The sequence below is a fragment of the Citrobacter sp. Awk 4 genome, from assembly GCF_028069725.1.
Taxonomy (GTDB): Bacteria; Pseudomonadota; Gammaproteobacteria; order Enterobacterales; family Enterobacteriaceae; genus Citrobacter_D.
The window spans coordinates 110,375-130,503 of the sequence record NZ_JANEWG010000005.1 but is presented as its reverse complement, the minus strand read 5'-3'; the positions used below and the strand labels follow the sequence as shown (position 1 = coordinate 130,503).

The following is a 20,129-nucleotide window of genomic DNA, read 5'->3' as shown; positions in this document are numbered from 1 at the left end:
GATGAAAAAAGATATCGTACTTTCAATCGTCGTGGGTTCCATGATGGCCGCCGGAATGGTGACCCCCGTAAGCGCGACAGAGGCGAGCAGCAACGCCAGTCAGGTGCAGAATAAAGCGCCAACCAGCAGCGGTAAATGTGCCAGTGGTAAATGCGGTACTGAGAAAATATACAGTCAGGCCGCGCTTAAGCATGATCCTCAGGATCAACTGGTGCGCGCCAGAGACGGTAAATGTGGGCTAACAGGTGAAGGTATAAATAAGCCTGAATCTTCCCAACTGGCGAACGCTGAAAAGTGTGTCAGCGGCGTATGCGGGAAATAACCTCAAAGGGGGCAGGAATAGGGTTGCGGAGCGAACATATTACGGCGTTGCTGCAACAACCCTACCGTCAGGATATCGACTTTCTCGAGCTGGCCCCGGATAACTGGATGAATATTGGCGGTGCCAGGAAAGAACATTTAGCAGACATCAGCAAAAAATATCCGTTAATTGCGCACGGACTGAGTTTATCTGTTGGTGATAGCTGCCCATTAAATAGCGAATATATCAATGATGTTCGCCGTTTTCTCGACGAATACCATATTGATATTTACAGCGACCATTTATGTTTTTCTCGGGATAGTCAGGGGTATCTTTACGACTTACTGCCGGTACCTTATTTTACCGATGTACTGCCTTATTTAGTCGCACGTATTGACCAGGTGCAAAATATGATGGGTCGGCAGTTGGTTCTTGAAAATATCTCCTCTTATCACCGTTACGCGGGTGAAATGCCGGAAGCGGAATTTTGGGGGGAACTCCTCAATCTTAGCGGTTGTGGAATGCTGCTGGATATTAATAACGTCTATGTGAATGCCTGTAATCATGGGTTCGATGCCTTTGAGTATATTCGTAGCATTCCGTCGTCGTCGATTATCTATTACCACATTGCAGGTCATCTGGAGGATGAGGAGTTCCGGCTCGACACTCATGGGATGCCAGTACAGGAAGAGGTATTAACACTGGCAAAACAAACCGTTCGGTTTCATGGCGCGAGACCTTTGCTGCTGGAACGAGATAACAACGTTCCACCACTGGAGGCGTTATGTTCGGAATTAACGCAAATCAGGGAATATCTTTTATAAAAGAGAGCGCCTGTGACAACACATTATTTAGCACCTGCATTATTGGTCGAGATGGAGGCCACGTTTTCTGCCCAGCTTCGGGCCAGAGCAACAACGGGTGAAACCTGTTCTCGTGGTATGTCGCTGTATCGGAAAATCGTCAGAGAAAATATTGGCGGCGTGCTGCAAAACGTCTTTCCTTTATTTTGTCAACGTGCCAATAGCGCAGATATTCAGGCGCTGGCGGATGCCTTTCTCTACCAGCATCAGGCCAGCCAACCGGAATTTCATCAAGTGGCGACGGAGTTGCTGCTTTTTATCCGTCAGCAACGTCAGTTGTCGCCTCATGATCTGGCGTTGATCGAATATGAATGGCTGATGTACGCCGTGGAAATCGATGACAGTCACGTTCCACGTCCGTTGAAAATGTCGCTGCCATTAGCACTGACTGCCGATATGGACGTGGTGCGAAATCCCACGCTGAAGATGGTGGCCTTACCGTTTCGGTTACACGAGGGAGAGCCTTGTTACGAAGATGAAGGGCGGCTGAATTATTATGCGCTCTATCGGAAACATAATAATGCGCTGTACCAGAAGAAACTCAGCCAAATTGATGTGCGACTGTTATCAGTGATTGACCATCAGGTAATTTCAGCAGAACGTTTGCTAAATATGGCCTCACTTTTTTTAGCTGATTTTTCTTTGCGCTCGTGGCTGGAAACCAACAATAACGACGAACTTTTGTCTTTAAAATTCAAAGGGTGATGCTATGTTGATAAACGTAATTTCGTGGTACAAGCGCGTTATAGAAAAAATAAAGAAAGCAGACTTTATTGCGCTGCTGCTAATCCGCCTTTTTTTAATTCCTGTGATATTTGCGGGCGCACATTCAAAGGTCATGGGGTTTAGCGGAACGGTGGCCTGGTTTTCGCAACCGACAGCAGAGGGGGGGCTGGGGCTGCCGTTTCCCTGGCTGCTGGCGTTTCTGGCAACGTCTACCGAAGTGCTGGGGCTGATTTGTATTACGCTGGGGCTGTTCACGCGAATCATCGCCATCCCCATGATCGTCGTGATGAGCGTCGCCAGTCTGATGGTTCACTGGTCGCACGGGTGGCTGGCTATCGCCAGTAACAGTATGGAATCCAGTCAGCGAATGACGGCGTTTCTCCAGTGGTTGATGGAAAACTTTCCCGGTCGTTATAACTATATTACGCAACTGGGCGATCCGATTATCCTGAACAACGGTATTGAATTCTCTGCCACGTATTTCATCATGCTATTAGTTCTGTTGATCTACGGGGGCGGGAAATATGTCAGCGTGGACTATTGGTTGAAAAAAGCGACACCTGTCTGGCGTAATCAGAAAAGTAATACGGTTCTGAAATCCTAAAATGACGCCGTATTTTGAGGGGAGAAATGGCAGCTGGATTACCCGGCTGCCATTTTTAAGTATGAAACTGACGATCCTTACTTTCTTTTCCTCACCGTCGGTGTATTCAATTTCGGGGAGGAAAAGTCATCGACCATTCAATTATGCTGACGTTGCTTCTAACGCCATTTTTTGTTTCTTGATCCTTCTGGTGAGAAGGGTTGAACACACGAAGCCCATCAGACTGAACGCCACCATCACGCTGAAGACATAGTTATAGCCGGTAATGCCTTTAAAGTTATCCAGAAGCGAACCGTACAGGGTATAAGCAAACATGGCTGGCATATAGCCGATGATGCAACCAAAGGCCATCGCGGAACCACTGTACTGACGTGAGATGCCGATCTCATCCATTGGCGCAAAGAAAATAGCGCGCTGGGAGAAAATAATGGCGCCAAACCCTAATGTTACTGCCATCCCGACATACACATTCATAGACTCATGCGGCAACTGAATGAAGAGGATCATGGCAATTGCGGCGATCAGGAATGTCCATTTCAGATAGACCGTTGGCGATTTAGTGACTTTATCGGCAAGGAATCCGCCAATCGGGCCGCCGACCATTTTTAACGCATACTGGTTGATGATACCGTACGCCCCCACAAGGGCCACCGGCAACATATAGATATCCTTTAAGAAAGGGATGAAGTAGGTTAATCCACAGTACGCGGCGTACACAAAGAAAATGCCAAATGCAGCCAGCCACACGTTAGCGCAGGTCAGAACATGTTTGATGCCTTTGAGTACTTCCAGATTGGCACTGCTGTTATCGCGAGCGGTAACTTTGTCATCATCGCCCACAATAAAATAGGTAATAACCCCGACGGTGAGCGTAATTAACGTGTAATAAAGCAGACCCGCCTGCATACCTGCTTTGCCTTCGCCAAACTGTACAAAAACAAACAAGGCACCGGAGGCGACAATCACATCCACAACACCACGGCCGGCTTCAAGGAAACCAAACATGCGTCCCTGTTCTTCCTGTTTGCCCAGCAGGCGTACGGCTTTTAACAATACGGGCCAGAATATGACATCGCCAAAGAAGGCCATTGCCGCAAAACAGAAGAGATAACCGGTGAATGAAGGCAGTGTGGATAAATACAATCCACAGAGTCCAACACCAATCAACCCAAAGGGTAATAGTATTTTCTTGGAATAACGGTCAGCAATATAAAGGGAAAGAAACAGCCCAGTCGTCTGGACAATAGTATATACCGTGAAACCGAGACCGATTTGGGTATTGGTTAAGCCCCAGTCATTTTGCATTGGGACGTAAAATACATCCTTCATGCTGGAAAGCTTAAATATCGTTCCTCCGCCGAGGACTAAAAAGCACAGCCGTGCCCACTTGTTCATGAACATAATTATACCTTCACGTTTATAAGTGAATAGAGATAATAACTTTCACTGTTCTCACCTGAGTAATATCAGGTGAGTAAGAAAGTCGATGTAAGTGTCTTTGTGTAAGATTACTTTTTAATATTTGAAATAATTATTCGTTAATAAACTTATTACAGATATTCCTGACGTAGTGAATTTGTTCTATCGCGTGTTCTGCTTCCAGCGCCAGACGTTCATCAACTTTATCGGCATCCGGTAACGGCGTATAACTCGCAGTTCTCCAGGGGATCCACGGGTTATCTCCCTCATCGTCGAAGCGGAAAGCGGGGGCAAAGTAATCAACTTCTTCTTCAAGACCGAAGGAAATAACCTGGGGCTTGTCCTCTCCCAGCAGCAATAACGCTTTGAGCATCTCTTCCATGGGTAAATCCCCATGCCCGGAGCGGCACGCTTCATGCGCCCAGCCGGCACCATCCTGAATTATTTTGGCATCTTTTACATGTACTTGCGTTATATACGGTGCCATGACTTTCAGAGCGTCGAGCGGCTTTTCATTGGCATTAATCATATTGCCGAAGTCAAAAAGAATGGAAAGATTCTTCATCCCGCTCTGTTTTACTAAACTGACCAGTTCTTCTCCTTTCAAATCTTCATGCTGCTCTATCGTGAATGTTAAGCCGCAATCATCAAACTGAGATAAATATTGTATATCTAACGCTATCTTCTCCATGACATCTTGTAGATGCCCTTCATAGCGAGGGTAAAAACGAACGGATGAAGCGCCTGTCGCATGGGCAATCCTGATAGCATCGTCCAGCGTTTTTTTATCTGATGCGCTGGTTTCAATGTTTACATCCAGGCCGTAGTCTTCTGCTTTTTTCCTGAAATCAAATAACTGATGGTCACTCAACATTTGTAAGGCCTGAGTTTCACCATCCTCAACATGAATCTTCACACCCTGTAATTGATGCTGATGCGCAATATCCAGGAGATCGCCTGGCAGAATCCGTTCGTACCGCATATTTAAATGAAATGCATAGGCATGCAAATATAGGGGAATATTGCTGGCTCGCTCAGCGAGGCATACCCTTTCTGTTGTTTTCATTTTCACCCTCATTCATCTTTAATATAGAGTTCAACGGACTCCAGTCTCCAGTACTCAAAGTCAACCTGAACCACTCTTTTCTCGCGTGTTGCCCGATGTTTTTCGACCAGAATGACGAAAGAATTTGGTGCAACACCCAACTCCTTGCATGCCTGATCAGGTATTTTTACGGGTTTAAATACCATGCTTTTTATACTCAGGAACTGACTGAACTCTCTTTCCCAGACTTCGGCAAATGATTGATTGTTGATTTTATTAACAAAGTCAGGGGCGAAGTCGGCGTCAATGTAGGACTCATGATAAAAAACCTTATGTCCATCAAGACCACACCAGCCGGTGATGAGATAGCTGCTGGTATTTTCAAAGAACGCCTTCGTTACACTGGCGGGAGGCGCTTCGCACACTTCCTCTTCCAGGTACCCCCAAAATGGCTGTCGCCCCTGGGCGCGGGCTTCGGCATTAAAGCTGGACTGCGCTTTTGGGTTATAGATGAAACGCTTAGGTGCAATAAACCAGCCGCTACGATTTTTCCTGAAGATGAGAGATGCCACCTCCAGTTCCAGTAACACTTGTCTCAACGTCATTCTGCGGGTATCCAGCAGTTCGCATAGCTCCCGCTCTGAAGGAAGCCGTGAACCCGCAGCCAGATTTGTCTCAGATAACCACCTTTCCAGACGCTCCCGGATGATATCTACATAGCTTTTGTCTTTCATGCTCACCAATCTGGTATAAACCAATTTTTCGCTACGTTAAGGGTTTTAGGTTAAACAGCAAGTTTTTTCGCCAATGGCAGTTAAATTTTGTGTCCTTTATCGCAAATGATCTGATGCACATTCATTTGAAATACGTCTTATTGGTGATGACGGTGGCATTTAAAATAAAACGATGATCTTTGGTTTCATCCTCGCTGATTTTATCTGTTGTTATTTTGTTAATTATTTTGTTTTTCTAATGTCAGACGATTAAAAGAAAGATTGTTATGAAATAGTAAAGTTTTTAGAGGGTGAAATTATTTTGCGTGCAGAGATTTGTAAGGAGGAAGGTAGCAACGCCCCCGCATAATGATAAATAACTGTATGCATGATCAGAAAAAGGCAATTCCCTCTGAGTGGATATAAAATATAATCGACGCCTTTATATATATTTTAAGAAAATTAGAATGTCGGAAAATAGCCATTTCACGCCATTAAAAAACATTCCCGCTAATTGTCTCACGCGTCAGATCTGGCATTGCAAAACCATTGCAGAAAAACGTGAAGTAGATCTCTGAAGTAAATCATAATTTCTGAAAGTACACTGTTTTGTACAAATTACTTTACGCTTTTGGTGATGCTAATCACAAAATTAACGGTGGAGGGTGATCGTAATCTCACAATATCCACTCTTAAAAATAGAGACAGTGAGCTGAAAAGGGGCTGGAAAGTTATGTTTTCAGTCGGTTCTTGCTTTTACAGCGTCTGGAGGGACGTTGCAATTCACGGTGTAGTGAATAACTTGTTGAATATGAAAAGCTAAGAAAAGAACGTGTGATTTATATCACGCGTATTTACACTTTTCTTTATCATTTGAAATGACTAATGCTGTTGCGGCTATTTTCTTCGGTAATTAAATCTTGCATAGTGCCAACACATTATTTCCACCCCTGCTTCAGGCGGTGAATAGTTATATCTTCTCAGCCTCTGTTGATGAGATAAGGGTGCTTTACTTCACATTAATACGAACATGAACACTGTTTACTGGAGAAACAAAATGAATTATCCGGCAGAACCCTTCCGTATTAAAAGCGTTGAAACTGTATCAATGATCTCGCGTGATGAGCGCATTCAGAAAATGCAGGAAGCGGGTTACAATACTTTCCTGTTAAACTCGAAAGATATTTATATCGACCTGCTGACAGACAGTGGCACCAACGCGATGAGTGATAAGCAGTGGGCTGGTATGATGATTGGTGATGAAGCTTATGCGGGGAGCGAAAACTTCTATCACCTGGAAAGAACAGTACAAGAACTGTTTGGTTTTAAACATATTGTGCCTACTCACCAGGGGCGCGGCGCAGAAAACCTGCTGTCAATACTGGCGATTAAACCGGGGCAGTATGTTGCCGGGAACATGTATTTCACCACGACGCGTTATCACCAGGAAAAAAATGGCGCGATCTTCGTCGATATCGTACGTGATGAAGCGCACGATGCGGCTCTGAATATTGCGTTTAAAGGTGATATTGATCTTAATAAACTGCAAAAACTGATTGATGAAAAAGGCGCAGAGAATATTGCCTATATTTGCCTGGCGGTCACCGTTAACCTCGCGGGCGGTCAACCTGTTTCGATGGCGAATATGCGCGCCGTCAGAGAATTAACTCAGGCTCATGGTATTAAAGTGTTCTACGATGCGACCCGTTGCGTAGAGAACGCCTATTTCATCAAAGAGCAGGAGCAAGGGTTCGAGAATACCAGCATCAAAGATATCGTACATGAAATGTTCAGTTATGCTGATGGTTGCACCATGAGCGGCAAAAAAGATTGCCTGGTGAATATCGGCGGTTTCTTGTGCATGAACGACGATGAAATGTTCTCCGAGGCCAAAGAACTGGTGGTGGTTTACGAAGGGATGCCATCCTACGGCGGCCTTGCGGGCCGTGATATGGAAGCCATGGCTATTGGTCTGCGTGAATCCATGCAGTTCGAATACATTGAGCACCGTGTGAAACAGGTTCGCTACCTGGGCGATAAACTGAAGGCGGCAGGTGTACCAATTGTTGAGCCGATCGGCGGTCATGCGGTGTTCCTGGACGCGCGTCGTTTCTGTGAGCATCTGACGCAAGATGAGTTCCCGGCACAAAGTCTGGCAGCCAGTATTTTCGTGGAAACAGGTGTGCGCAGTATGGAGCGCGGTATTATCTCTGCCGGTCGCAGCAAAGAGACCGGTGAGAACCATCGTCCAAAACTGGAAACGGTGCGTCTGACGATCCCACGCCGTGTTTACACCTACGCACATATGGATGTGGTGGCCGACGGTATTATCAAACTGTATCAGCATAAAGAAGATATTCGTGGGCTTAAGTTCATTTATGAGCCTAAGCAGTTACGCTTCTTCACTGCACGATTTGATTATATTTAATTTTTTCGTGGCCCCAGGTAACTGGGGCCTTTTTGTTTTTATTTTCACAGAACAGGAAGCCTTTACCGTATCGGCGATACTTTGCTGACTAATAAAAATGCAAACCTGACTTCAACACGTTCATTATCCGAAGATGTACAAATGACAGCCGTAATTATAAATAATAGTCAACAGGAACATTTATTATGGATATTAATGCCATTGAAAGACAGAGTACCCCCGGATTAATTAGCGGGACAATGCTTGTCATTGCGACCGTGGTGGGAGGGGGGATGTTTTCTCTTCCTATTGCGATGGCTGGCGTATGGTTTCCCGGCGCTTCTGTCATTCTGATTGTTATTGCCATCATGATGTTGTTAACCGGCCTGATGTTGGTTGAGGTTAACCTTCACTATGGTGCTGGAGCCAGTTTTAATACGTTTACTCAGGATTTGCTTGGGCAAAAGTGGAATGTTGTCGTTGGGATTGCCTTTGGTTTTGTGTTGTATATTTTAACTTACGCTTATATCTCCGGCTCTTCGGCGGTGATGGCGCAGACCGTGTTCAAATACAGTGGCGTTCGTTTTCCTGCAAATATATCAGTGGTCCTTGTCAGCATGCTGGTTGGCGTGATCGCGTGGTACAGCTCATTGCTGGTCGGGAGAATTACGACGGTTCTGATCATCGGCAAATTTTTGGCGTTTTTTGCCACCTTCTCCGGGCTGGTCGGTCATATTGATGTGGCAAAACTGGCCGATAGCGCTGAGATCGCGCTACCGAATGCCCAATACCTGCCGTACATTCTGATGACGCTACCGTTTTGTATTATCTCTTTTGGTTTTCATGGCAACGTGCCGAGCCTGGTTAAACTCTACGGAACACAAGGTATCCCCCACATTACGCGCTCCATCATCATCGGTACGCTCTTTGCCGTGCTGCTGTATATCTTTTGGCTGGCGGTCACGATGGGGAATATCAGTCGTGCGGACTTTCCTCCCATCATTGCTAAAGGGGGGAATATTGATGTGTTTGTGGAAGCCATTAGCGGGTTATTTACCAGCCAGTATATGGACTTGATCCTGACATTCTTCGGCAATTTTGCGGTTGCCAGTTCACTGTTGGCGGCCACGCTGGGTCTGTTTGATTATATCGCCGATCTGTTTCACTTCCCGGATGACAATATCGGACGTTTGAAAACCGCTCTGGTGACCTATTTCCCGCCCGCCGCCGTGTGTTTCTTCTTCCCGAACGGCTTCGTGCATGCGATTGGTTACGCGGGTCTGGCGTTTACCATCTGGAGCGTGATCTTGCCTCCTATTCTGGTCAAAGCCGCGCGTAAGCGTTTTGCGACGTCGCATTACACCTCTCCTTGTAACAATACGGTGCTGAACCTGGTGATTGTGGGAGGCGGGATTGTCTATCTGACCGTCGTTCTGGATGTCTTTGGCTTGCTGCCAACATTCCGCTAGCTCTTCAGGCAAGAAAGGAGTCGCTATGTTTCTGACATTACTCAGGTGGCAGCATCCGCTGGTGTATCGTTATGCCTGGCGACGGATGTGGGTGGTGGTGTTAAGAACATCCGGATTGCGTAAACGCAAAGAAGGGAAAGGGAATCAGGCCTGTCGGTGACAGGCCAGCCTGGTTTTACACCCGGAAGTAGCCTGGTGGGAGCAGCGTTGCGAACGCGTCGATTCTTCTCACCATCTTTTTCCAGAACAACATAACAACAATCCTCCATTTGAAACATCGGCGCTATTTTATGCTGCGCTGAAGGCGCTTAAAAGATAGCCTCAGCGTTCTTTGTTTTGTGAGGGTGTAAAGCTTTTTGTTCACAGTGGCAACCGGTCGTCGCGGGGAAGTGGGGGCTATGATTTTTACGCATAGCCGCTAATAAAACGGCATTTTTTAGCTAAACATCATGCTGATAGTGTGTTTCTGAACTCAAGCTGAGCAGTGGGAAAGCGATGAAACATACGATTGGGATTTTAGGTGGAATGGGGCCAGCAGCGACGGCAGATATGCTGGAAAAGTTTGTTTACTTACGCGGTGCCAGCTGCGATCAGCAGCATATTCCGCTGATTGTGAGCTCTATCCCGGATATTCCTGATCGCACGGCCTGTTTATTGTCCGGCGGCCCTTCTCCCTATCACTATCTTGAACGTTATCTGCATATGCTGGAGGCGGCGGGAGCGGAATGTATCGTGATCCCCTGCAATACCGCCCATTACTGGTTTGAAGATCTGCGGGCCGTGGCAAAGGCTGAGATGATCAGCATTCTGGATGCGACCCTTGGCGAAATCCCTCCATCGGTCAAACGCGTGGGTCTGTTGGCGACGGACGCCACGCTGGCGACAGGACTGTATCAGAAAAAAGCGATGGCGCAGGGACTCACTCTGATCCCGCCGGAAGAAACGGAACAGAAACAGGTGATGCAGGCCATTTATGCCCTGAAAAGCGGTAATAAGCCGGCGGCGGAAACGCTGTTGTTTCCGCAAATTGAACGGCTGATTTCCCGTGGTGCGCAGAGGATAATCATGGGGTGTACTGAAATTCCCCTTATCGTGTCCGGGCATGAGGAGGCCGCTGGTTGCCGCTTTATCGACTCGACTGCGTCACTGGTGCGCGCCGCTATCCGTTGGTATGAGTCCTGGCCGGACACACAGACCGCGCTGGCGCCGGAACAGTTTGCTCATGCCTGAATAGTGTTCAGGGGGCGGTGTGAAGGCTGTGCAGTTCCCGCCAGAAACGTTCCGCTAAGGGGTTCATACGCGTGTCCATGCGGTACGCGTAAGCCTGGATTGGGATCACCAGCGCGTCATTGTCCAGCACGATCAACTGCCCGCTGCTGAGTTCCTGGCGAATGGCATACTCCGGCAGCCAGGCGATCCCACAGCCGTCCAGCGCGACCTGCTTTAACAATTCACTCATTGAAGAGACAAAAAACGTGCTGAAACTGAGCTCAGCGTGGCGGGTCAGCGTGCGGTTTATCAACCTGCCCATATAGGAGTTGCGGCTATAGTTCAGCAAGGGGAAGTGGGGCTGCTCAAGGGAATAGCGCGGTTGCCCTTGTTCGTTGCAGGCACAGACGGGGAAGAGTTGCGACTCGAACAAACGAATGTTGGCAAACGGTGCCTGTAGCAGATTTTCGTCGTGGTAAGAAAAGATAAAATCGCTTTGCCCTTCCCGCAGCATATCGACAGCCTGATCGACATCAATTGCCTCAACGGACCAGGTAAACTGCGTCGGCATCGCTCTGACAACGCCCGGCAACAGGCCGAGGGAAAGCGAATGCGCGGCGGCAACTTTGATTTTACGCAGTGTAAAGTCGCTGCCGCCCCGCAGTTCCGTCAGGTTACTTTCCAGTTGCTGCAAAAGATGGCGAACCTGAGAGTGAAAGATTTTGCCCTGCTCTGAGAGTTGCAGTGGGGAGATCTGGCGATTAAACAGTTCGACGCCCACGGCGCTTTCCAGCGCGCGGATCCGACGACTGAACGCAGGCTGTGAGACATTACGGATGATCGCAGCCTGAGAGAAGTTTCGGCACTTTTCCAGGGTCAGAAAATCATAAAGCCATTTTGTTTCAATGTTATGCAAACCTGCACCACTCTCGTCCATTCCTGTTTACCTGTCAGCCGCTCGTTTGCGCATTCTACGTTCATTCGAACGGCTGACAACCGTTTAGACCTACTCAAACGTCCCTTTTACACAGGCTTTACCGTCCACGACCATCCGTTTTCCGCGCGCGTAAACCTGCTCAATGCGCAGTTCCGGTGTCATGACAAGCAGGTCGGCATCGCGACCGGGGAGGATTTCACCTTTAGCGGAAAGGCTCAGGAACGCGGCCACGCTGGTGGTCAGCGGGCGTAGCGCATCCGTCAGCGTAAAACCATAGTCGTTAACCAACGCTTGCAGGGTTTGTAGCAAACTGTCGAAACCGGCAACACCAATGCCTGTCAGGTTGCCGGCCGCATCAAACAGCGGTTGGCTGCCGTTGCCATCAGAGCTGAGCGTGACCTGGGCAAGCGGAACGCCTGCTTTCACTGCGCGCGCGATAGCGTCTGGCGGCGTCACCGGGCCGGGAATACCGCTGGTGATATCGATGGTGCCGCCTTTGAGCGCGAAGGCCAGCGCCTGATCGAACAGATATTCACTGCGGTTCACGTGGGTCGGAAGCAGTTTCCCCATCGGCACATCACTGTTTTCCAGAATGTCATACAGCGGTTGCAACCCTTTTTTGCTGCTGCCCATGTGGAATACGCTGACGCCGGGTTTTCCGCCGAGCAGCCCGCCAACGCGGGATTGCGCCGCCATACTGGCCAGTTGATAATCGCCAGGCGCGGCAGAGCGGTGATCGGATACCGCGCATTTCACGCCGATAACGCTGTCGATCAGCGCCACATCTTTCTCTACAGAACCGGTGATGGTCGGCGAAGGCACATGATACGCGCCGGTCAGCATCCAGGCGGTGATCCCTTCTTCATTCAGCGCCCGGGTTTTCGCCAGTAAGGATTCCGGATGGCGGGTGACGGAGTCGGTACCCAGCAAACCTATCACAGTGGTGATCCCCGCTTCGGTGAGGCGGCTCAGCGTCACTTCCGGCGTCCGTGTGGTGGGGCCGGCTTCACCGCCGCCGCCAATCAAATGAACATGCTGATCGATAAAGCCCGGGCACAGAATGCGCCCGTGTAAATCAATGACGGTACAGTCCGGTACAATGTCTGCCGGGATAGCGGTATCAACGGCAATAATCTTGCCGTTGGCCAGCAACACATCGCAAATTCCCCGGTCTTCTGGCGCAAACAGATGCGCCCCCTGCAGCAGAGTAAAATCTGCAGCGGATAGATCAGCCATGATGGCTCCTTACTAAACAATAAGCTGCATAACCCAGATCGAAAGTAATGCGTTGATGGCGCACACCGCGATGATATGGGGATAGTATTTGGCGTTTACTTCGGCAGTCCCGAGACAGCGACCGACGTTCTGTACCGGGTTACCCATCAGATAGATAGCCGGGAGCAGAACAGTGACGTCGTGGCCGCTTAATGCTCCAGCCGTGAGCAGGCTTGCAGAGACGCCGACAGCGCCGCCCATGCTCATCAGCGAGGCTAACAGAACGGTTGCCGCTTCGCCGGGAAGCCCCCACAGCGCCATGATTGGCTGACAGATGTGTCCCACCCAGTCGAGTAAACCCGTAATTTTTAAGGCCTGAATAATCACGAACGCCATGACGACGTTAGGCAACAGGTTGGTGGTAGCAATGGTAAAACCGCGACGGGCGCCGTCGATAAACATGTCCATGACGTTTTTGCGAACTTGAGTGGTCATGATTGTGCTCCTTGCAGAGGGTGACGACGTTCTTCGATGTTAATCCACAGGCGCAGCAGATTCGCGCCGACAAATTTAAAGACCAGGATCACCGCCAGCGGGACAATCACGGAGGTGCCGAGAAACGCGAACACGGCGACACCGGAGGAAAAATAGTTGGTGATAATGGCGCTACCGCTGGTCTGGTACGCCGCAAAAATGACTTTATCCCGCTCGGTAATTTCCCCTTCCTGCGCCAGCTCTTTGGTCATACCGGCTGCCGCATCGGTGTTTTGCAGGTTAGCGATCAACGCCAGTGAGCAAATACCAGGAATACCCAGCAACGGTTTGAGAATTGGGGTCATCAGCTGTTGAGCCGCACGCAGACCGCCCAGACCGTCGGTGACGGCGATGATGCCCAGAGAGAGAATCACCGATGGCGCAAGTTCCAGTGCGAACAGAAAGCCATCTTTTGCCCCAGCGCCACCCGCACCGCGAAATGACGTGGTGGCGTGTCCTGCACTGCCGGGAAGTTGACCAAACCCGCCATTTAGCACGGTAAAATCAAACACGCGCCACCATCCGTCACTCCCTGAAAAAACACCCGAAAAGAAAATGATGGTCAGAAAAAATGCCAGATAGCCTTTAATGCCAACCTTTTCCGTTGCAAGCGGTATGGCCGCTTGTTCCCCTTGTTGCGCCATAGTGAACCCCGTTATATTTTTTTGATAATGTGTGTTTGCAGCGACAGGCCACGTCGGGCCTGAAACCAAATGACCTTATCAGTCATAGGGAAAAGGGGAAAATGCAAGTATGTTTCGAGCTATGCGTTTCTTGCATAGATTAGGAAGAGGGGAAGGGTATTAATCCGTTTACGCCGTGACGGGCGCTAACGTTTATACAGCTGTATTGCGCTGATTGTGGCTGCGAAGAACAACGCAGCGGCGCCCCACAGGGTGGCGTGAGTCAGCGCCTCTGAACCGCTGCCCAACATGCTGGTTAACATCGGACCAACGATCTGGCCGATACCGTAGGTCAGCGTCACGACGCCCAACAGATTGATGTTGCCGGGAACGCTCAACTGGCGTGCCAGCGGCATTACCAGCGAGGTGGTGCCCATAAAGGTCGCGCCAAAGCCGATACTGCTCACGATGAGCAGTAGCGGAGCGTCGCTGGCAAGGGTCAGTATCACGCAGACGCCCTGAATAATCAGATTCGCCGTCAGGCATTGCAACACTCCCCAGCGTTTTGCCGCCCATAACCAACCGAAACAGCCCGGAATAATCGCCAGTCCCACCAGGGACCAGAGATGTAAGGCGATTTGCGGTGAGCCCGCGTTGCGCGCCATCAGCGGTAAATAGGTGGCGACGATGATATAGCCGAATCCGGCAAGGCCGTACAGGAGCGCCAGTTGCCACCAGCGCATGACAGGATTTCGCGCACTCGCCAGTGGCGCAGGAGGCAGCGCGTGAGCGCGATGGGGCATCAGGCCGATCAGCAACAGCAATAACAGACCGGAGAGCGCGCCTGCACCAGCCCAGAGTGCGTGAGAAGCCAACGACATCTGGATCCCGGCGATGACATACTCGTTACCCAGAATAATGCCTGCGCCAACGCCGGAAAAAAGAGAGGCAATCACAAACGGATGACGGGTATGGTGCAGCACGATCATGGTGCCGAAAATCATCATTCCGGCGCTGGCGACCCCCGCCAGAAAACGTATCAACATCACCAGGGCGGGTTGCGTGAACACCGACATCGCGACGATCAGCGCCCCGGTCGCAATGGCTGAGGTCAACAGCATGGGGCGTAAACGTGAGGGAAGATGGAACAGGCCGAAGGAGAACAACAGGCTTCCCGCCAGATAGCCAGCATAGTTAGCGCTGGCTATCCACGACAGTTGGCTGAAAGAGAAATGACCTTCCGTCAGCAGCAACGCCAACATCGGGGTATACAGAAAGCGGCCAATCCCCATGCCCAGCGCCAGTACCAGCATGCCAAAAAGCGACGTCCTGATGGAATAGCGATCCGAATCGGTGTTCCTCTGAATCATGCCGTGTTCTCTTTCCTTCTCTCATGCTGATTTTGTTATCATACATAGGTAAATGATAATAAAAAGTAAAATAATCAATGGTAACCTCATGGGGGAGCGACAATGTCTGGAGCGTCGTCTCTGAGGAATTCCGTCAACACGGGGGGAACAATAGTTTTTCACGTTATAAAATCAGAATGTTTTATCTTCGGGTGACAATGTTAAAACTCACGAGGGCAGGATGCGTAAATAACGGAATCCCCCTTTTGGGGTGGGCGCATTTTTTATTACGATAGCGTTAAATAAAATCAAGAAAATATTGCGCCAGTAAATATAAAAAATTTAAGTAATTCTGAATGATAAATAAAGACGATTAAATAAGGGTGATATCGTGCGGCACCAGCGCACAAACGCCTTGTTCTATGCTATCTATACGGGCGAAAACGTGCGGTAGAGGTAAATGAAGATGTGGCAAACGCGAGCGCTGGAACTTAACAATCAGGCGTACTGGAACTGGGAAAAAGCCTGCGAACTGGTCGAATGGGCCGTAGCGCATGATTTTAATACCCTTATTGTTGGACAAGTCGATCTGTTCGACAAACTGGTTTCCCCTAAAGGCTATACGCCGCATCAGTATAATGACCGCCTTTCCAGTCAGCAGCGCGCCCGTTGCGTTTATCTCAACCGGCTGGGAAAACTCTGTCAGCAAAAAGGGCTGCGTTTTTACCTGCAAGCCAAAGAGTTTAACTTTCCGACCGATCTGCTGCTCGCGCATCCGCAACTGTTTGAACCTGGCCGTGGCGTCCGCTTTGACGTTGATTTCTGGTGCGGGTATCTCGCCGACAAAGTCTCACTGATTTGCCAGCGCATTCCGGCGCTTACCGGTTTACTGGTGGCGATTTCCAACACCGATGGCCTGTTGCCGGTTTCGCGTCCTAACTGGGAGCTACCGTCGGAAGACGACACGACGCAGCCACAGCGTGACGAGCGCAGTTTTGCCATTTACAGCCGCTGTTTCAATACGTTATCCCGCGTGATGCAGGCGGAAAACAAACATCTGGTGCTGCGCGTATTCCCTGCCGGAAATCACGATCTCGGCAATGTGCTGGCGGCGATCCGCCCGTTGCCGGAGAGCGTCAGCGTCTCCATCAAACTCACGCCTGAACGGTTCTGGCCCTCCTTTCCCAACAACCCGGCGCTGTTGCAGGTTCGTGAGCGTGAAGTGTGGGCCGACATCGATCTGGTCGGCGAAGAAGTCGGCTGGGGCGTTTTCCCGTTCCCGCGTATCAATGAGTTGCAAGGGCGATTGTTGTGGTGTCGCAGCAACCCGGCGATTCGTGGCGCGGTATGTAAAGCCAGCTGGGAAGGCGTCGATAACCACTGGATCATGGGCACCCTGAGCGCCTGCAATCTGGTGGCGTGTAGCCGGATGCTTGCCAGTAACGGAACGCACTATACCGAAGCGCAACTGATGACCTGGTGGCTTGATGAAACCTACGGCTGGCGTCCCGACGAGAAAACGTTTGAAACGTTCTGTTCGCTGATGGAACAGGCGGGGCAGGTGCTGTACAAGGCCACCTACGTGCGTGACCACGTTTTTCACCGTCACAGCCAGGTACCGGAAAGCTACGGTCAGGCGGTCTGGAGTTTGTACGGGCAGCTAAACCGCAACCACTGGCTACCGGGCTCGGAGAGGGACATCACCTTCGATCGTAGCGATGTCGAAACCTCTGCTGCCTGCCTTTCGCGTATTGCCAGTGAAAAAGACGAAGCCCGTGAGGCGGCGGTAGCGCTGCGTGATCAGGCGCTGAGTTTTGCGCAAACGGCGGCCTTTCCCTGGGCGCTAAAACGCCGCTGGCTGGAGGAATGGCAAGGTTTTGCGCTCTACTGCCACCTGTTTTTACATGCCCAGAAAGCCTTTTTCACCCTGCGTTTTGCTCATGAAGCGGAGAACAGCTGGAGCATGCGCGAGATCTGCCAGATCAACATTCAGGAGTTGTACCGTAGCGCGGCAGAGCTGGAAGATTATTGTGAGAAACACGCTGATGCGTCACCCGGTCTGCACGTTCTGTTTGACGCCTCGCGGGTGCGATCGCTGGCAGACAGCCTGAGCGATGAACTTAAAATCCTGAAAGGGTAATTTTTGTGTGACGCAGATCACGAAAATGAGCGGAGGCTCAAATTTTGCGTGATCTGCATCACGCCGCATTGCCATCACCCTCAATAGGGTGTGATCTGCGTCACGCTCTGTCGCCTGGTATTCTCCGGATTGTGAGTTGTCAGGCATAACCCGATATTCCCCAAAAATGGTTGCTCGCCTCAAAAATCAAACCCGCTGAAAATATCGCCCATAGCATGAATTCTGCTGGAGATGAGTAAATATGTCACAGGGTGACTGGAAAGTAGTACAGGGAGACGCACTGACGCGTTTCCTGTTTTCAGCGGCAAAAAAAGAACGCTTTGCCGAGTTTTACACGGGCGAAGGGGCGGACCCGGCGACCAGTGAATCATTTTGTCGCGACGTGTTTCGTCAAAACCTGGCGCAGCGCGTGGTCAATCCCGCGGTGGCTCTGTCCTGCAATGAAGCTGTTATCGCCGATGAAAACGGCGTGGTCTCTTTCCCCGACTTCAGTCCGCTGCCGTTTCACGTTCAGCGCTGGTTGGCGATAGATCTTTACGCGCCGTCCACCGGGACCTTCGCCTTTCGTCTGGGAACCTGCGGTGGGGTTCGGGTCTGGTGTCGGGGCGCTCAAGTCGCCTGCTTCACGCCGTTTACGCGCAACTTCATGCAGCATACCGACGTTGAAATCCCGTTACGCGCAGGCAAAAACAGTCTGCTTATCCATCTGGATGAGCTGGCGGAGCGCGAGATGGCCTGCGCTCTGCAGATGGTCTATCTGGGCGCGCAAGCGCTGAGCGCGGCGTTTCCTCACAGCCAGGTGCAGGCTGAACATCAATGCACGTCGCAGCATCCGGTGGTTTCCCAAACGAACGCCTGTGCCAGCCACCTGTTGACGTTGATGCAACAGCGTCAATACGGACCACAGGCGGATGCGCTGCTGTACAGCGCTCTCAAGCATATCAGCGCACGCGAAGAAGGTTCGGTATTCTCCGTGCTACCGCTGCTGCAAATCTGGCGTTGCCACCAGGGCGAATACTTTTCCGACGTGATGTTCCGCCGCATAAAATCCACGCTGATGGGCTATCGCTATGGTCCCGATGAGCGCGGATGCGACGCCATGCGCTTCGACACAGAGAATCACGCACTGGCTTTCCATGCCGCGCAGTATCTGGCGGGGCAGAGCTTCCCGGACGGGCTGTTTATCGCCTCGTGTCGCAAAGGGCGCGACCAGCAGGCGATCGCCAAAGCGCGGCTGGAAAACTGGCTCAGCGTGGTTGAAGCACAGGGGCTGGCCGAATTGAATGCAGTAGTAAGCTATCCCGTTGATTATCGAGGGCTGTCTGCTCTCGCCCTCATGGCAGACGATGCGAGTCTGCGCGATCGTGCGGGCAAACTGATTAAAGGAGTTCAGGCATGAATCGTGATGCACTGATGGGAACGTTGGATCAGGTAGTTCGCGGATTTTGCCGTCTGAAAAACCTTGATGAAGTGGGCACCAGCGACGGATTCTCCATCCACTTCGAAGAGTGGGAGTGGGAGATAGGCGTCGGGCTGTACGGTTTCTGGCGTTTTGCGGATTTCCAGCAGGACAAAGCGCTGCAACAGTCGATCCTCAACTGGTACGAAACGCAGATCGGCAAAGGGTTGCCGGAGATGCAGATCAACACCACGGCGCCGATGATCGCACTGGCGCTGGTGGCGAAACATCATCAGCGTCAGGATCTGTTGACCGTTGTCAACGACTGGGCGGATGCGCTCCTGCGTGATTTGCCAAAAACGGAAGAGGGCGGTTTTCAGCATGTGGTGAAAGAGCAGGCCAATACCGGCCAGCTGTGGGATGACACGCTGTTTATGACCTGTCTGTTCCTTGGCGTGGCGGGCATTGCGCTGAAACGTCAGGATCTGATTGATGAAGCGGGATATCAGTTCCTGCTGCACACGCGCTATCTCAGCGATCCGGCGAGTGGGCTGTGGTATCACGGCTGGACGTTTGTCGATAAACACCATTACGCCGGGGCGTTTTGGGCGCGGGGCAACGCGTGGATCACCGTGGCGATCCCGGAGTTTATCGAGCTGATGGGCGAGCATCTCGACACCAGCGTGCGGCGCTTTCTGTCGCAGGTGGTGGCGCGCCAGGTTCGCACGCTCTGCGAACTGCAGGCCGACAACGGCATGTGGCATACGGTGCTTGACGATCCGCTTTCACCGCAGGAATCGTCCGCAACGGCAGGCATTGCCTACGGCATGCTGCGTGGCGTGCGGATGGGGATTCTGGATGATTCAGTCAGCGCCAATGCGCTGCGCGCGTTCGACGCCGTGATGGCGCGGGTGGACGATAGCGGTCTGGTGCTGGAAGCTTCACGCGGGACGATGCTCGGCTGGGATATTCAGTATTACTGTGACATCGCGATGGCACCAGTGCCTTATGCGCAGGCGCTCACCATGTTGCTGTTGCTGGAAATGGACCAAGGAAACTGGCTTGAGGCAACGCGATAGCGTTTATGCCGGATGGCGGCATAAATGCCTTATCCGGCCTATAATCCTGCGCCGTTTGGCCGAATTAGGTGCAGTCTGTAGGCCGGATAAGGCGAAG

At 50.8% G+C, this 20,129-nt stretch carries 19 protein-coding genes; 11 read left to right on the top strand and 8 right to left on the bottom strand.

Annotated features, from left to right (window positions below; translation table 11 throughout):
• The first annotated feature begins 1 nt into the window (after position 1).
• The 4 genes from NNO04_RS03440 to NNO04_RS03425 are packed head-to-tail and all read left to right on the top strand — an operon-like array spanning position 2 to position 2,494.
• On the top strand, positions 2-322 hold the full coding sequence (locus NNO04_RS03440; protein ID WP_271443497.1) for a hypothetical protein: 321 nt from the start codon (positions 2-4) through the stop codon (positions 320-322).
• On the top strand, positions 310-1,125 hold the full coding sequence (locus NNO04_RS03435; protein ID WP_271443496.1) for a DUF692 domain-containing protein: 816 nt from the start codon (positions 310-312) through the stop codon (positions 1,123-1,125). Before NNO04_RS03440 ends, NNO04_RS03435 begins: the two co-directional genes overlap by 13 nt.
• A gap of 12 nt (positions 1,126-1,137) precedes the next feature.
• Positions 1,138-1,869 carry an HvfC/BufC family peptide modification chaperone gene (locus NNO04_RS03430; RefSeq protein WP_271443495.1) on the top strand — a complete coding sequence of 244 codons (732 nt, stop codon included), beginning with the start codon at positions 1,138-1,140 and terminating at the stop codon, positions 1,867-1,869.
• 4 nt (positions 1,870-1,873) lie between these two features.
• A complete protein-coding gene (locus tag NNO04_RS03425; protein ID WP_271443494.1) occupies positions 1,874-2,494 on the top strand; it encodes an HvfX family Cu-binding RiPP maturation protein in 621 nt (206 codons plus the stop codon).
• Between the two features lie 141 nt (positions 2,495-2,635).
• Here the strand turns inward: NNO04_RS03425 and NNO04_RS03420 are convergent, their stop codons facing one another.
• From NNO04_RS03420 to NNO04_RS03410, 3 genes are all read right to left on the bottom strand, one after another.
• Positions 2,636-3,889, bottom strand: coding sequence for an MFS transporter (locus NNO04_RS03420; protein WP_271443506.1), 1,254 nt, complete (start codon positions 3,887-3,889; stop codon positions 2,636-2,638).
• Between the two features lie 136 nt (positions 3,890-4,025).
• Positions 4,026-4,979, bottom strand: coding sequence for a sugar phosphate isomerase/epimerase family protein (locus tag NNO04_RS03415; RefSeq protein ID WP_271443493.1), 954 nt, complete (start codon positions 4,977-4,979; stop codon positions 4,026-4,028).
• Between the two features lie 8 nt (positions 4,980-4,987).
• Positions 4,988-5,692: a GntR family transcriptional regulator gene (locus tag NNO04_RS03410; protein WP_271443492.1), complete on the bottom strand. Its 705-nt coding sequence runs from the start codon at positions 5,690-5,692 to the stop codon at positions 4,988-4,990.
• A 1,036-nt stretch (positions 5,693-6,728) separates the two neighbouring features.
• On the opposite strand from NNO04_RS03410, the gene NNO04_RS03405 reads away from it, so the two are divergent.
• From NNO04_RS03405 to NNO04_RS03390, 4 genes are all read left to right on the top strand, one after another.
• The gene (locus tag NNO04_RS03405; protein ID WP_192610918.1) at positions 6,729-8,099 is read left to right on the top strand and encodes a tyrosine phenol-lyase; all 1,371 of its coding nucleotides are present in this window, start codon (positions 6,729-6,731) and stop codon (positions 8,097-8,099) included.
• Positions 8,100-8,284: 185 nt separating this feature from the next.
• Positions 8,285-9,547: an aromatic amino acid transporter gene (locus tag NNO04_RS03400; RefSeq protein WP_271443491.1), complete on the top strand. Its 1,263-nt coding sequence runs from the start codon at positions 8,285-8,287 to the stop codon at positions 9,545-9,547.
• A gap of 25 nt (positions 9,548-9,572) precedes the next feature.
• Positions 9,573-9,707, top strand: coding sequence for a hypothetical protein (locus tag NNO04_RS03395; RefSeq protein WP_271443490.1), 135 nt, complete (start codon positions 9,573-9,575; stop codon positions 9,705-9,707).
• A gap of 335 nt (positions 9,708-10,042) precedes the next feature.
• Complete coding sequence (locus NNO04_RS03390) at positions 10,043-10,777, top strand: aspartate/glutamate racemase family protein (RefSeq protein ID WP_271443489.1); 735 nt, start codon at positions 10,043-10,045, stop codon at positions 10,775-10,777.
• 7 nt (positions 10,778-10,784) lie between these two features.
• Here the strand turns inward: NNO04_RS03390 and hypT are convergent, their stop codons facing one another.
• The 5 genes from hypT to NNO04_RS03365 form a co-directional block, all read right to left on the bottom strand.
• Positions 10,785-11,693 carry a hypochlorite stress DNA-binding transcriptional regulator HypT gene (hypT, locus tag NNO04_RS03385; protein WP_271443488.1) on the bottom strand — a complete coding sequence of 303 codons (909 nt, stop codon included), beginning with the start codon at positions 11,691-11,693 and terminating at the stop codon, positions 10,785-10,787.
• Positions 11,694-11,762: 69 nt separating this feature from the next.
• Positions 11,763-12,929 carry a beta-aspartyl-peptidase gene (iadA, locus tag NNO04_RS03380; RefSeq protein ID WP_271443487.1) on the bottom strand — a complete coding sequence of 389 codons (1,167 nt, stop codon included), beginning with the start codon at positions 12,927-12,929 and terminating at the stop codon, positions 11,763-11,765.
• A gap of 12 nt (positions 12,930-12,941) precedes the next feature.
• Entirely contained in the window at positions 12,942-13,403 is a 462-nt protein-coding gene (locus NNO04_RS03375; protein WP_102603613.1) for a YjiG family protein, read from the bottom strand.
• On the bottom strand, positions 13,400-14,086 hold the full coding sequence (locus tag NNO04_RS03370; RefSeq protein WP_271443486.1) for a nucleoside recognition domain-containing protein: 687 nt from the start codon (positions 14,084-14,086) through the stop codon (positions 13,400-13,402). The genes NNO04_RS03375 and NNO04_RS03370 overlap by 4 nt, the downstream gene beginning before the upstream one ends.
• Before the next feature lie 185 nt (positions 14,087-14,271).
• Positions 14,272-15,435, bottom strand: a complete 1,164-nt coding sequence (locus NNO04_RS03365) for an MFS transporter (protein ID WP_271443485.1) — start codon at positions 15,433-15,435, stop codon at positions 14,272-14,274.
• Positions 15,436-15,880: 445 nt separating this feature from the next.
• Here NNO04_RS03365 and NNO04_RS03360 point away from each other — a divergent pair, with 445 nt between their 5' ends.
• From NNO04_RS03360 to bglB, 3 genes are all read left to right on the top strand, one after another.
• Entirely contained in the window at positions 15,881-17,554 is a 1,674-nt protein-coding gene (locus NNO04_RS03360; RefSeq protein ID WP_271443484.1) for a hypothetical protein, read from the top strand.
• Positions 17,555-17,795: 241 nt separating this feature from the next.
• On the top strand, positions 17,796-18,953 hold the full coding sequence (locus NNO04_RS03355) for a hypothetical protein (RefSeq protein WP_271443483.1): 1,158 nt from the start codon (positions 17,796-17,798) through the stop codon (positions 18,951-18,953).
• Entirely contained in the window at positions 18,950-20,032 is a 1,083-nt protein-coding gene (bglB, locus tag NNO04_RS03350) for a beta-galactosidase BglB (protein WP_271443482.1), read from the top strand. Before NNO04_RS03355 ends, bglB begins: the two co-directional genes overlap by 4 nt.
• The last annotated feature ends 97 nt before the right edge of the window (positions 20,033-20,129 follow it).

Coding starts and splice junctions, on each gene's coding strand:
- NNO04_RS03440 (WP_271443497.1), top strand. CDS start 2: ATGAAAAAAGATATCGTACTTTCAATCGTCGTGGGTTCCATGATGGCC.
- NNO04_RS03435 (WP_271443496.1), top strand. CDS start 310: ATGCGGGAAATAACCTCAAAGGGGGCAGGAATAGGGTTGCGGAGCGAA.
- NNO04_RS03425 (WP_271443494.1), top strand. CDS start 1,874: ATGTTGATAAACGTAATTTCGTGGTACAAGCGCGTTATAGAAAAAATA.
- NNO04_RS03420 (WP_271443506.1), bottom strand. CDS start 3,889: ATGAACAAGTGGGCACGGCTGTGCTTTTTAGTCCTCGGCGGAGGAACG.
- NNO04_RS03415 (WP_271443493.1), bottom strand. CDS start 4,979: ATGAAAACAACAGAAAGGGTATGCCTCGCTGAGCGAGCCAGCAATATT.
- NNO04_RS03410 (WP_271443492.1), bottom strand. CDS start 5,692: ATGAAAGACAAAAGCTATGTAGATATCATCCGGGAGCGTCTGGAAAGG.
- NNO04_RS03405 (WP_192610918.1), top strand. CDS start 6,729: ATGAATTATCCGGCAGAACCCTTCCGTATTAAAAGCGTTGAAACTGTA.
- NNO04_RS03400 (WP_271443491.1), top strand. CDS start 8,285: ATGGATATTAATGCCATTGAAAGACAGAGTACCCCCGGATTAATTAGC.
- NNO04_RS03395 (WP_271443490.1), top strand. CDS start 9,573: ATGTTTCTGACATTACTCAGGTGGCAGCATCCGCTGGTGTATCGTTAT.
- NNO04_RS03390 (WP_271443489.1), top strand. CDS start 10,043: ATGAAACATACGATTGGGATTTTAGGTGGAATGGGGCCAGCAGCGACG.
- hypT (WP_271443488.1), bottom strand. CDS start 11,693: ATGGACGAGAGTGGTGCAGGTTTGCATAACATTGAAACAAAATGGCTT.
- iadA (WP_271443487.1), bottom strand. CDS start 12,929: ATGGCTGATCTATCCGCTGCAGATTTTACTCTGCTGCAGGGGGCGCAT.
- NNO04_RS03375 (WP_102603613.1), bottom strand. CDS start 13,403: ATGACCACTCAAGTTCGCAAAAACGTCATGGACATGTTTATCGACGGC.
- NNO04_RS03370 (WP_271443486.1), bottom strand. CDS start 14,086: ATGGCGCAACAAGGGGAACAAGCGGCCATACCGCTTGCAACGGAAAAG.
- NNO04_RS03365 (WP_271443485.1), bottom strand. CDS start 15,435: ATGATTCAGAGGAACACCGATTCGGATCGCTATTCCATCAGGACGTCG.
- NNO04_RS03360 (WP_271443484.1), top strand. CDS start 15,881: ATGTGGCAAACGCGAGCGCTGGAACTTAACAATCAGGCGTACTGGAAC.
- NNO04_RS03355 (WP_271443483.1), top strand. CDS start 17,796: ATGTCACAGGGTGACTGGAAAGTAGTACAGGGAGACGCACTGACGCGT.
- bglB (WP_271443482.1), top strand. CDS start 18,950: ATGAATCGTGATGCACTGATGGGAACGTTGGATCAGGTAGTTCGCGGA.